This window comes from Streptomyces sp. OfavH-34-F (assembly GCF_022347745.1).
Lineage (GTDB): Bacteria > Actinomycetota > Actinomycetes > Streptomycetales > Streptomycetaceae > Streptomyces.
Genome location: NZ_JAKRGC010000189.1, coordinates 1 through 12224 on the forward strand (window position 1 = coordinate 1; position 12224 = coordinate 12224).

Below are 12224 nucleotides of genomic sequence, written 5' to 3' on the forward strand. Positions count from 1 at the left end.
CGGCCGGCTGGAAGGCGGGCGGCAGCGGCGGCAGACCGCCCTGCGCCTGGGCCGGCGCCCAGGGGGAGGACGAGGCGTCCTGCGGCGCGCCGTCGGCCGGAGCGGCATCGGAGGGAGCCGCGTCGGAGGGAGCCGCGTCGGCCGGCACGGCGTCGGCCGGGGCGTCCGTGACCGGGGCGTCCGCGACCGGTGCCTCGTCGGCGGGAGTGTCGTCCTCGGCCCCGTCCGTCTCGTCCGCCCCGGACCGGGCGGAGACCTCGTCGTAGGGAACCGCGTCCGACGGCACCGCGTCGGCCGGTTCGGACGGGAACGGCTTGGGGCTGTACGGCTTCGGGGCGTACGGCTCCGAGGAGGCGTCGGTGGCCTCCGCGAGCGCTTCGCCGGCTTCCCCGTCCCCGTCGTCCGCAACCCCTTCGGCCGGGGACGTCCCGCGGGCCTCGGCGACCGGCTCCGGGGCGTCGTGGCCGGAGCGCCCGGACTCCTCGGGCTTCTCGGGCTCCTCGGGCTCGAAGTCGAACACCCGGCCGGGCACGTCGTCCCGCACGTCCGCCGCCGCGCCGTCCGCAACGGCACCGGCCGCGCCGGACGGCGCCTCGTCGTCCGACGCGCGCTCCGCGCTCTCCCGCTCCTCGATCTCCCGCTTCAGCGCGGCGGCCGAGAACCGCATCGTGGCGCCGCTCTCCAGGTCACCGCTGTCGGGCTCCGGCGCGGCCGGTGCCCGGTCGGGGTCGAAGCCCCGGTGCGCGGGCGGCGGGGGCAGCGGAACCGGCTCACCGCTCGGCGGCGGCGGGGCCAGCGGCGAACCGGCCCCGTTCGAGGCGTCGCCCGGCGCGTTCCGCGTGTACCAGGCGGGCGGGGTGTAGTCGATGGTGAACTCACCCGTCGCGTCGGCGGGCTCCGCGTCGGACGACTCGTCGACGGGCTTGTCCCAGCCCCCGCGCATCTCGTCCCGATCGCCGTTCACTTTGCCTCCTGGTGTGGTCGAGCACCCTTGTGCCGTGGTGGGTGGGGGCGGTTCCGTCACGCGAATCGCCCGGCTCTCCCCCTGGGACGCCCATGGCCTGCCCATAGGTTCTCTGCCGCGTCCGCAACCACCCTAATCGCCAGGGGCACCGCCACGGCAGGCCGTATGACAGCGCGAACACAGCCCCGTATCAAGGGAAATGACCCACAAAACGGTCGAAGGGGGCACGTTCGCGTGAACGTGCCCCCGGCTGCCCGGTGTTTCCGGAGACGCCTACTTGAGGTCGAACTCGCCGTCCCTGGCACCGAGGACGAACGCGTGCCACTCGGCCTCCGTGTACCTCAGCACGGTGTCGGGGTCCAGTGAGGACCGCATCGCCACCCCGCCGCCGGGCAGGTGCGCGATCTCGACGCGCTCCTCCTCCTGCTCCGTGCCGGGGGCGCACAGCCACTCCACCCCCGAGATGTCGAGTGCGTACAGCTCGTCCTTCTCCGCCTGTGTGCCCATCGTGTGGGTTCCTTTCCGTACCGACTCCGCTCCGCACCGTACAGGGGGAGGGGCGGGCGGCGGGACCGGCTCCGGACGACTGGTAGTCTGGCTGCGGCCGTTTGTGTACGCGTTCCCGGTTCGTTCTGGGGACTGCGCTCATCGGACCCTCGCTCCCGAGTCACCCAAGCTCCCCTGAGAACCAGACCAGGGGCACTCGTGGGCGCATCGAACACCAAGAGGAGTACCGCGTGCCGCTCGACGCCGCTACGAAGAAGCAGATCATGACCGAGTTCGCGACCAAGGAGGGCGACACCGGTTCCCCCGAGGTTCAGGTCGCCATGCTCTCGCGTCGCATCTCGGACCTGACCGAGCACCTCAAGACGCACAAGCACGACCACCACTCCCGTCGTGGTCTGCTGATCCTGGTCGGCCAGCGTCGCCGCCTCCTGCAGTACCTGGCCAAGAAGGACATCCAGCGCTTCCGTGCGCTCGTCGACCGCCTCGGCATCCGCCGCGGTGCGGCCGGCGGCGCCAAGTAGAGACGCTGTGCAAGGGAGCGGTTCCCTCACCCAGGGGGCCGCTCCCTTTGCCGTACGTGCGGTACCGGGGGCAACCTCAGTAACCTGGACGTACAACAACAGACGAGGAGAGGCGCCCCACGGCCGCCGCCGGTCCTCGGTAGTGGCCCCCGGAACAACGTCCGGGAGCTTCGATCGAAGACCGGCCCCGCACACACGGTGCGCTTCTCCGCACTGTCCGGCGCCACACGGGCGTCCGGACGAAAGACGACGAGTATGGAGAATTCACTAGTGGAGAACGAGACCCACTACGCCGAGGCCGTCATCGACAACGGCACCTTCGGCACCCGCACCATCCGCTTCGAGACGGGCCGCCTCGCCAAGCAGGCCGCCGGCTCCGCCGTCGCGTACCTGGACGACGACACCATGGTGCTGTCGGCCACTACCGCCTCCAAGCGGCCCAAGGACCAGCTCGACTTCTTCCCCCTGACGGTGGACGTCGAGGAGCGGCAGTACGCCGCGGGCAAGATCCCCGGCTCGTTCTTCCGCCGCGAGGGCCGCCCCTCCGAGGACGCGATCCTCACCTGCCGCCTGATCGACCGGCCGCTGCGCCCCTCCTTCGCCAAGGGCCTGCGCAACGAGATCCAGATCGTCGAGACGATCATGGCGCTCAACCCGGACCACCTGTACGACGTGGTCGCGATCAACGCCGCCTCCTGCTCGACGCAGCTGGCCGGCCTGCCCTTCTCCGGCCCCATCGGCGGCACCCGTGTCGCGCTGATCAAGGGCCAGTGGGTCGCCTTCCCGACGCACACCGAGCTCGAGGACGCCGTCTTCGACATGGTCGTCGCGGGCCGCGTCCTGGAGGACGGCGACGTCGCGATCATGATGGTCGAGGCCGAGGCCACCGAGCGCACCATCCAGCTCGTCAAGGACGGCGCCGAGGCCCCGACCGAAGAGGTCGTCGCCGCCGGTCTGGAAGCCGCCAAGCCCTTCATCAAGGTGCTCTGCAAGGCCCAGTCCGACCTCGCCGCCAAGGCCGCCAAGCCCACCGGCGAGTTCCCGGTCTTCCTCGACTACCAGGACGACGTCCTGGAGGCCCTCACCAAGGCCGTCGGCACCGACCTGGCCAAGGCGCTCACCATCGCCGGCAAGCAGGAGCGCGAGGCGGAGCTGGACCGCGTCAAGGAGATCGCGGGCGAGAAGCTCCTCCCCGAGTTCGAGGGCCGCGAGAAGGAGATCTCCGGCGCCTACCGCGCGCTGACCAAGAAGCTGGTCCGCGAGCGCATCATCAAGGACAAGGTCCGCATCGACGGCCGCGGCGTCACGGACATCCGTACGCTCGCCGCCGAGGTCGAGGCCATCCCGCGCGTGCACGGCTCCGCCCTGTTCGAGCGTGGCGAGACCCAGATCCTGGGCGTCACCACCCTCAACATGCTCCGCATGGAGCAGCAGCTGGACACCCTCTCCCCGGTGACCCGCAAGCGCTACATGCACAACTACAACTTCCCGCCGTACTCCGTCGGTGAGACCGGCCGCGTGGGCTCGCCCAAGCGCCGTGAGATCGGCCACGGCGCGCTCGCCGAGCGCGCCATCGTGCCGGTGCTGCCGTCCCGCGAGGAGTTCCCCTACGCGATCCGCCAGGTGTCCGAGGCCCTCGGCTCCAACGGCTCGACGTCCATGGGTTCGGTCTGCGCCTCCACCATGTCCCTGCTGAACGCCGGTGTGCCCCTCAAGGCCGCCGTCGCCGGCATCGCCATGGGTCTGATCTCCCAGGAGATCGACGGCAAGACCCACTACGTCGCCCTCACCGACATCCTCGGTGCCGAGGACGCCTTCGGTGACATGGACTTCAAGGTCGCCGGTACGAAGCAGTTCGTCACCGCGCTCCAGCTCGACACCAAGCTCGACGGCATTCCCGCCTCGGTCCTGGCCGCCGCGCTGAAGCAGGCCCGCGACGCCCGCCTCCACATCCTCGACGTGATGAACGAGGCCATCGACGTCCCGGACGAGATGTCCCCGAACGCCCCCCGGATCATCACCGTCAAGATCCCGGTGGACAAGATCGGCGAGGTCATCGGCCCCAAGGGCAAGATGATCAACCAGATCCAGGAGGACACCGGCGCCGACATCACGATCGAGGACGACGGCACCATCTACATCGGTGCCCAGCAGGGCTCGCAGGCCGAGGCCGCCCGCGCCACGATCAACGCCATCGCCAACCCGACCATGCCGGAGGTCGGCGAGCGCTACCTGGGCACGGTCGTCAAGACCACCACCTTCGGTGCGTTCGTCTCGCTCATGCCGGGCAAGGACGGTCTGCTGCACATCTCGCAGATCCGCAAGCTCGCCGGCGGCAAGCGCGTCGAGAACGTCGAGGACGTCCTCGGCGTCGGCGCCAAGGTCCAGGTCGAGATCGCCGAGATCGACTCCCGCGGCAAGCTCTCCCTCATCCCCGTCATCGAGGGTGAAGAAGACGACGAGAAGAAGGACGACGCCGCCAAGTGACGTCCCGTAGTTCCGCGACGACGGCCCGCCCCTCCTCGGAGGGGCGGGCCGTCGCCCGTACCCAAACGCTTCTCAAGGGCAGCAACGGCATCGGCACGGTCCGCCGCACGGTCCTGCCCGGCGGCCTCCGCGTCGTCACCGAGACCCTGCCCTCCGTACGCTCCGCGACCTTCGGCATCTGGGCCAACGTCGGATCACGCGACGAGACGCCCGCGCTGAACGGCGCCACGCACTACCTGGAGCACCTCCTCTTCAAGGGCACCGCCAAGCGCAGCGCCCTCGACATCTCCTCCGCCATCGACGCGGTCGGCGGCGAGATGAACGCCTTCACGGCGAAGGAGTACACCTGCTACTACGCGCGGGTCCTCGACACGGACCTGCCGCTGGCCATCGACGTCGTCTGCGACATGCTGACCGGCTCGCTGATCGCCCCCGAGGACGTGGACGCCGAACGCGGCGTGATCCTGGAGGAGATCGCGATGACGGAGGACGACCCGGGCGACTGCGTGCACGACCTGTTCGCGCACACCATGCTCGGCGACACCCCGCTGGGCCGCCCCGTCCTCGGCACCGTCGACACGATCAACGCCCTGGACCGGGGCCGGATCGCCCGCTTCTACAAGAAGCACTACGACCCCACCCGGCTCGTCGTCGCCGCCGCGGGCAACATCGACCACGCCGCCGTCGTACGCCGGGTCCGCAAGGCGTTCGAAGCGGCCGGCGCCCTCTCCCGCACCGACGCCGTCCCCACCGCGCCCCGCGAGGGCTCCCGCACCCTGCGGACCGCCGGCCGGGTCGAGGTGCTGGGCCGCAAGACCGAACAGGCCCACGTGGTCCTCGGCATGCCCGGCCTCTCCCGCACCGACGAGCGCCGCTGGGCCCTGGGCGTCCTCAACACCGCCCTCGGCGGCGGCATGAGCTCCCGCCTCTTCCAGGAGGTACGGGAGAAGCGCGGCCTCGCCTACAGCGTCTACTCGTACACGTCGGGCTTCGCGGACTGCGGCCTGTTCGGCGTCTACGCGGGCTGCCGCCCGAACCAGGTGCACGACGTCCTCAGGATCTGCCGTGACGAGCTGGACCGGGTCGCCTCGGACGGGCTGAGCGACGAGGAGATCAGCCGCGCCATCGGCCAGCTCTCCGGCTCCACCGTCCTCGGCCTGGAGGACACCGGCGCGCTCATGAACCGCATCGGTAAGAGCGAGCTGTGCTGGGGCGAGCAGATGTCGGTCGACGACATGCTCACCCGTATCGGCGCGGTCACGCCGGACGACATACGCGCGGTGGCGGGCGACATCCTCGGACACCGCCCCTCGCTGTCCGTCATCGGACCGCTCAAGGACAAGCAGGCCGCCCGCCTCCACGACGCGGTCGCCTGAAACCCCGAGCCCAGATCCTCCCGTAAGGAAGCAGAGCAATGAGCAAGCTGCGCGTGGCCGTTCTCGGTGCGAAGGGCCGCATCGGCTCCGAGGCGGTACGAGCCGTCGAGGCCGCCGACGACCTGGAGCTGGTGGCCGCCCTCGGCCGGGGCGACGACCTGGAGACCCTGGTCGAGGCCGGCGCCCAGGTCGCCGTCGAGCTGACCACCCCCGCCTCGGTGATGGACAACCTCGAATACTGCGTCGGACACGGCATCCACGCGGTGGTCGGCACCACCGGATGGACCGACGAACGGCTCGCGCGGCTGAACACCTGGCTCGCCGCCTCCCCGGAGACCGGTGTCCTCATCGCCCCGAACTTCTCCATCGGGGCGGTCCTCACCATGAAGTTCGCCCAGCAGGCGGCCCGCTACTTCGAGTCCGTCGAGGTCATCGAGCTGCACCACCCCAACAAGGCCGACGCCCCGTCGGGGACCGCCGCCCGCACCGCCCAGCTCATCGCCGCCGCCCGCCGCGACGCGGGCAGCGCCCCCCAGCCGGACGCCACCAGCACCGCGCTGGACGGGGCGCGCGGCGCCGACGTGGACGGCATCCCGGTCCACTCGGTCCGGCTCCGCGGCCTCCTGGCCCACCAGGAGGTGCTGCTCGGCGGCGAGGGCGAGACCCTCACCATCCGCCACGACTCCCTGCACCACAGCAGCTTCATGCCGGGCATCCTGCTCGGCGCCCGCCGCGTGGTGACCGCTCCCGGCCTCACCTTCGGCCTGGAACACTTCCTCGACCTGAACTGACTGGTCCCCGCCATGCGCGCAAAGATCACCTATGTCGTCACCGCCGCCGTCCTGGTCTTCTACTTCGTCCTGGTCGGCAGCAGGGGCGTCCTGCTCATCGAGCACGGCACCCCGGTGACGGTGGCCTTCGGGGTCGCCGTCCTCGTCCTGCCGGCGATCGGCGTCTGGTTCCTGTGGAAGAACACCCAGTTCGTCCGCAGGGCCAACGCCCTGGCCGCCGAGCTGGACGCGGAGGGCGGCCTTCCGGTCGACGACCTGCTGCGGACGCCCAGCGGACGCATCGACCGGGCCTCCGCCGACGCCGTGTTCGAACGCCGCCGCGAGGAGACGGAGGACGCCCCGGACGACTGGCGCTGCTGGTTCCGCCTGGCCGTCGCCTACCAGGACGCCAGGGACACCCCCCGCGCCCGCAAGGCCATGCAACGAGCCATCGCCCTGCACCGCTCCCACCCGACCGGACCCGCCGGCCGACCGGGCGAGCCGACCAGCCCCTCCGGCGTCTGAGCACAAAAAGATGCCGTCCGGTGAGGAGGACCCCTCGCTCACCGGACGGCATCGACCGTACGAACGAACCGCTACCGCGGCCGGTACTCGTCCCCCCACGCCTCGATCGTGTCCGCGGCACGATCGAACGCCTCGCCCCGCGCGAGGAAATCCGCGTTGGAGTCGGTGAGCAGCGGCGGCACCGCGTCCCCGCCCTTGCGGACGACGATCAGCGCCTGGCCCTGCACCGTACGGGGGAAGCCGAGCCACTTCACGGGCTGCTGCACCGTCCGTACGGCGGTGGCGCCGCTCCACGGCACCGTCGTCGTACGGAAGAAGCCGACGCGCCGCACACCGTGCCGGCTCACCCACGCGCCGATGCGCAGCATCCGCAGGGCGCACAGGATGATCGCGAGGGCGAGCGCGAGGCACGCCCCCGCTCCGGGCAGCGCTCCGGCGAACGCGGTGATCATTCCCGCGAACAGGATGAACGAGGCGAGCAGCAGCAGACCGGCCGCGGCGGCGACCCGCCACGGGCCGGGGCGGTAGGGCCGCCGCCAGCTGTCGTGGTCGTCGAACGGCAACGCGACGTCCTCGGCGTTCGCGTCAAACGCGCGGTCGGCCGTCAGGAAGGGCAGGGGCACGACTGATCCTCACTCACAAGCACGCTCGATTGCTGTGCCCGGTGAGGCTACCGAGGAGGTGGCCGGACGGACCACCCCAGGGGGTCCGTCCGGGTCAGCGCCCGTCCGCGGCCTCGGTCTGCTGCGTGTGTACGGGCGTCTGCTCGGGGCCCAGCGCGGGCAGGCCCAGGAGCAGCGCTCCGGCGAGGCCGCCGACGACGACGAGGCCGACGAGGACGCGCCCGGCCCGCTCGGAGACCGTACTGCGGGCGCGGGGCGGGGGAGTGACATTGCTGCGGAAGCGGTCGGCCTCGGCGACGAACGAGAACGGGACGGCTTCCCGCCGGCGGAACATGGGTGGCTCTCCTCGGTGGTTCTCTCGGATGGGGGCTCACCCATACAGACGTACGACGGGCCCGATCGGTGCCCAAAATCGCCGGTTCGTCCGCACAGATGTCCGCGGGCCCGGGCTGGATCAGAGGCCCGTATTCCGGCCCGTAGAGTGGACGCCGCCCGAGCGATGTCGTTGGAAGGACCCCCGCCGGTGACCGAGACTCCCGAGCCCACCAAGGCCCATTTCCGCAGCGATGTCACCGTTGACCTGGTGAAATCCGCCGCGGGCGACGCCGACGTCCTGTTCGCCGCCCGTGTGTCCACGGCCGGTGAGCAGTCCCTGGAGGAGATCGCCAAGGACCCCGAGCGCTCGAAGGGGCTCATCAACTACCTGATGCGGGACCGGCACGGCAGCCCGTTCGAGCACAACTCGATGACCTTCTTCATCAGCGCCCCGATCTTCGTGTTCCGCGAGTTCATGCGGCACCGCGTGGGCTGGTCGTACAACGAGGAGTCGGGCCGCTACCGGGAGCTGCAGCCGGTCTTCTACGTCCCCGACACCTCCCGCAAGCTCATCCAGCAGGGCCGCCCCGGCAAGTACGAATTCGTCGAGGGAACCCCGGAGCAGCACGCGCTCACCAGCAGCGCCATGGAGGAGTCCTACCGGCGGTCCTACGACGCGTACCAGGAGATGCTCGCGGCCGGCGTGGCCCGCGAGGTGGCCCGTGCCGTGCTCCCGGTCGGCCTGTACTCCACGATGTACGCCACCTGCAACGCACGCTCGCTGATGCACTTCCTCGGCCTGCGCACGCAGCACGAACTGGCGAAGGTGCCGTCGTTCCCGCAGCGGGAGATCGAGATGGTGGGCGAGCAGATGGAGGCGCACTGGGCGCGGCTCATGCCGCTCACCTATGCAGCCTTCAACAAAAATGGACGGGTCGCCCCGTAGGGCGGTGTCCGTATTGCGGCGTTTCGAGTAGTTCATCTAGGCTGATCAAACGGACCCGGCACTGCTTGAACCCCCGAGCAGGCAGTGCCGGGCTCCTCTTGCTTGTCCCCCCGAGGGGGTACCGTGCGCCGAGCAACGAGTAGCGTGTTACCCATGGCTCCGATCTCCACTCCGCAGACCCCCTTCGGGCGGGTCCTCACCGCTATGGTCACGCCGTTCACGGCGGACGGTGCTCTCGACCTCGAGGGCGCGCAGCGGCTCGCCACCCACCTGGTGGACGCAGGCAACGACGGCCTGATCATCAACGGCACCACCGGCGAGTCCCCGACCACCAGCGACGCGGAGAAAGACCAGCTCGTCAGGGCGGTCCTCGAAGCGGTGGGTGACCGGGCGCACATCGTGGCCGGCATCGGCACCAACGACACCCGGCACAGCATCGAGCTGGCCCGCACCGCCGAGCGCAGCGGTGCGCACGGCCTGCTCGCCGTGACTCCGTACTACAACAAGCCCCCGCAGGAGGGCCTGTTCCGGCACTTCACCGCCATCGCGGACGCGACCGGCCTGCCGGTGATGCTCTACGACATTCCCGGCCGCAGCGGTGTGCCGATCGACACGGAGACACTCGTACGGCTCTCCGAGCACCCCCGCATCGTCGCGAACAAGGACGCCAAGGGCGACCTCGGCCGCTCCAGCTGGGCCATCGCCCGCTCGGGTCTCGCCTGGTACTCCGGCGACGACATGCTGAACCTTCCGCTCCTGTCCGTCGGCGCGGTCGGCGTCGTCTCGGTCGTCGGCCACGTCGTCACGCCGGAACTGCGGGCGCTCATCGAGGCGCACCTCGGCGGGGACGTGCAGAAGGCCACCGAGATCCACCAGAAGCTGCTGCCGGTCTTCACCGGCATGTTCCGCACCCAGGGCGTGATCACCACCAAGGCCGCCCTGACCCTCCAGGGACTCCCGGCGGGCCCGCTGCGCCTGCCGCTCGTCGAGCTGACCGAGCAGGAGACGGCCCAGCTCAAGATCGATCTTGCCGCCGGCGGGGTAGAGCTCTGACAACGGACTTCACAACTGAATACGTGCTCCATGACGGAATACGCGGGCCATCCGCGCCCCAGCACCAACCAAGACAACAGCAAGTGCACGAATGACATGCGCGCCACGTGCCCAAGCGGTACGTGGCGCGCGTGGTGAGGAGAGTCTTTTGAGTCATCCGCATCCTGAACTCGGCACGCCGCCGAAGCTCGCGAAGGGCGCCCTCCGGGTCACCCCGCTCGGTGGTCTCGGTGAGATCGGCCGCAACATGACGGTCTTCGAGTACGGCGGCCGCCTGCTCATCGTCGACTGCGGTGTCCTCTTCCCCGAGGAGGAGCAGCCCGGCATCGACCTGATCCTGCCGGACTTCACCACCATCCGGGACCGCCTCGACGACATCGAGGGCATCGTCCTCACGCACGGCCACGAGGACCACATCGGTGGCGTCCCGTACCTGCTGCGCCTGAAGCCGGACATCCCGCTCATCGGCTCCAAGCTGACCCTGGCCCTGATCGAGGCCAAGCTCCAGGAGCACCGCATCCGCCCGTACACCCTGGAGGTGGCGGAGGGGCAGCGCGAGCGCATCGGGGTCTTCGACTGCGAATTCATCGCGGTGAACCACTCGATCCCGGACGCCCTCGCGGTTGCCATCCGGACCCCCGCCGGCCTGGCCGTCGCCACCGGTGACTTCAAGATGGACCAGCTGCCGCTGGACCGCCGCCTGACCGACCTGCACGCTTTCGCGCGACTCAGCGAAGAGGGCATCGACCTGCTGCTCTCCGACTCGACGAACGCGGAGGTGCCGGGCTTCGTTCCGCCCGAGCGGGACATCCAGAACGTTCTGCGGAACGTTTTCGCCAATGCGCAGAAGCGCATCATCGTGGCGAGCTTCGCCAGCCACGTGCACCGCATCCAGCAGATCCTGGACACGGCCCACGAGTACGGCCGCCGGGTGGCCTTCGTCGGCCGCTCGATGGTCCGCAACATGGGCATCGCCCGCGACCTGGGCTATCTGCGGGTTCCGGCGGGCCTGGTCGTGGACGTCAAGACGCTGGACGACCTGCCGGACGACGAGGTCGTGCTCGTCTGCACCGGTTCGCAGGGCGAGCCGATGGCGGCGCTGTCCCGGATGGCCAACCGCGACCACCAGATCCGCATCGTCCAGGGCGACACGGTGATCCTGGCGTCGTCGCTGATCCCCGGTAACGAGAACGCCGTGTACCGCGTGATCAACGGCCTCACCCGCTGGGGCGCGAACGTCGTCCACAAGGGCAACGCCAAGGTCCACGTCTCGGGCCACGCCTCGGCCGGCGAGCTGCTGTACTTCTACAACATCTGCCGCCCGAAGAACCTGATGCCGGTCCACGGCGAGTGGCGTCACCTGCGGGCCAACGCCGAGCTGGGCGCGCTCACCGGAGTGCCGAAGGACCACATCGTCATCGCCGAGGACGGCGTCGTCGTGGACCTCGTCGACGGCAAGGCCAAGATCGTGGGCAAGGTCCAGGCGGGGTACGTGTACGTGGACGGCCTCTCGGTCGGCGATGTCACCGAGACCTCGCTCAAGGACCGCCGCATCCTGGGCGACGAGGGCATCATCTCGGTGTTCCTGGTGGTGGACAGCACCTCGGGCAAGATCGTGGGCGGCCCGCACATCCACGCGCGGGGCTCCGGCATCGAGGACGCGGCGTTCACCGCGGTCGTGCCGAAGATCGAGGAGGCGCTCGACCGGTCGGCCCAGGACGGCGTGATGGAGCCGCACCAGCTCCAGCAGCTCATCCGCCGCACGGTGGGCAAGTGGGTCTCCGACACCTACCGCCGGCGCCCGATGATCCTCCCCGTCGTCGTCGAGGTCTGACCCGCCGACAGGCGCGAACTCCGGAGCGGGGCCCTCGATTTGCATCGGGGCGCCCCGCTCCAGTACGTTTACGTCTCCGCCTCACCGGGAAGCAGCGAGCGCACACGTGCGCCCTGAGCTTCCGCAGAGGGGGCGGGAATTCCGACTCAGAACTTCTGATAAAGTCGGGTCCGCCGGAAAGGGAAACGCGAAAGCGAAGACCTGGAAAGCGAAAAACGTTTGACCCGCTTCGACCGGGAATCGGACACGAAAGAGTCTGATAGAGTCGGAAACGCAAGACCGAAGGGAAGCGCCCGGAGGAAA

The 12224-nt window shown here is 69.9% G+C and carries 12 protein-coding genes; 8 read left to right on the forward strand and 4 right to left on the reverse strand.

Features of this window, described 5'->3' with window-relative positions; translation table 11 throughout:
• Both MHW47_RS23540 and MHW47_RS23545 read right to left on the reverse strand, forming a co-directional pair.
• Positions 1-964: SCO5717 family growth-regulating ATPase (locus tag MHW47_RS23540; protein ID WP_308381686.1), on the reverse strand; the 964-nt coding region annotated here is incomplete at its 3' end.
• Between the two features lie 273 nt (positions 965-1237).
• Positions 1238-1471, reverse strand: coding sequence for a DUF397 domain-containing protein (locus MHW47_RS23545; protein ID WP_239225770.1), 234 nt, complete (start codon positions 1469-1471; stop codon positions 1238-1240).
• Positions 1472-1701: 230 nt separating this feature from the next.
• Here MHW47_RS23545 and rpsO point away from each other — a divergent pair, with 230 nt between their 5' ends.
• The 5 genes from rpsO to MHW47_RS23570 all read left to right on the forward strand — a co-directional run bounded on the left by rpsO (position 1702) and on the right by MHW47_RS23570 (position 7150).
• The gene (gene rpsO, locus MHW47_RS23550) at positions 1702-1992 is read left to right on the forward strand and encodes a 30S ribosomal protein S15 (protein ID WP_018102307.1); all 291 of its coding nucleotides are present in this window, start codon (positions 1702-1704) and stop codon (positions 1990-1992) included.
• Positions 1993-2262: 270 nt separating this feature from the next.
• Positions 2263-4479 (forward strand): polyribonucleotide nucleotidyltransferase, encoded by a 2217-nt coding sequence (locus MHW47_RS23555; RefSeq protein WP_239225779.1) that lies wholly within the window; start codon positions 2263-2265, stop codon positions 4477-4479.
• Positions 4476-5855 (forward strand): pitrilysin family protein, encoded by a 1380-nt coding sequence (locus tag MHW47_RS23560; protein WP_239225771.1) that lies wholly within the window; start codon positions 4476-4478, stop codon positions 5853-5855. Before MHW47_RS23555 ends, MHW47_RS23560 begins: the two co-directional genes overlap by 4 nt.
• Positions 5856-5893: 38 nt before the next feature.
• Positions 5894-6646 carry a 4-hydroxy-tetrahydrodipicolinate reductase gene (gene dapB, locus MHW47_RS23565; RefSeq protein ID WP_239225772.1) on the forward strand — a complete coding sequence of 251 codons (753 nt, stop codon included), beginning with the start codon at positions 5894-5896 and terminating at the stop codon, positions 6644-6646.
• A 12-nt stretch (positions 6647-6658) separates the two neighbouring features.
• A complete protein-coding gene (locus tag MHW47_RS23570) occupies positions 6659-7150 on the forward strand; it encodes a tetratricopeptide repeat protein (protein WP_239225773.1) in 492 nt (163 codons plus the stop codon).
• A gap of 71 nt (positions 7151-7221) precedes the next feature.
• Here the strand turns inward: MHW47_RS23570 and MHW47_RS23575 are convergent, their stop codons facing one another.
• Together MHW47_RS23575 and MHW47_RS23580 are read right to left on the reverse strand one after the other, a co-directional pair.
• On the reverse strand, positions 7222-7773 hold the full coding sequence (locus MHW47_RS23575) for a hypothetical protein (RefSeq protein WP_239225774.1): 552 nt from the start codon (positions 7771-7773) through the stop codon (positions 7222-7224).
• A gap of 94 nt (positions 7774-7867) precedes the next feature.
• Entirely contained in the window at positions 7868-8107 is a 240-nt protein-coding gene (locus tag MHW47_RS23580; protein WP_239225775.1) for a hypothetical protein, read from the reverse strand.
• A gap of 189 nt (positions 8108-8296) precedes the next feature.
• On the opposite strand from MHW47_RS23580, the gene thyX reads away from it, so the two are divergent.
• From thyX to MHW47_RS23595, 3 genes are all read left to right on the forward strand, one after another.
• Positions 8297-9034 (forward strand): FAD-dependent thymidylate synthase, encoded by a 738-nt coding sequence (gene thyX, locus MHW47_RS23585; protein ID WP_239225776.1) that lies wholly within the window; start codon positions 8297-8299, stop codon positions 9032-9034.
• Between the two features lie 153 nt (positions 9035-9187).
• Positions 9188-10087, forward strand: coding sequence for a 4-hydroxy-tetrahydrodipicolinate synthase (gene dapA, locus MHW47_RS23590; protein WP_239225777.1), 900 nt, complete (start codon positions 9188-9190; stop codon positions 10085-10087).
• 148 nt (positions 10088-10235) lie between these two features.
• Positions 10236-11921 carry a ribonuclease J gene (locus tag MHW47_RS23595; RefSeq protein ID WP_239225778.1) on the forward strand — a complete coding sequence of 562 codons (1686 nt, stop codon included), beginning with the start codon at positions 10236-10238 and terminating at the stop codon, positions 11919-11921.
• The last annotated feature ends 303 nt before the right edge of the window (positions 11922-12224 follow it).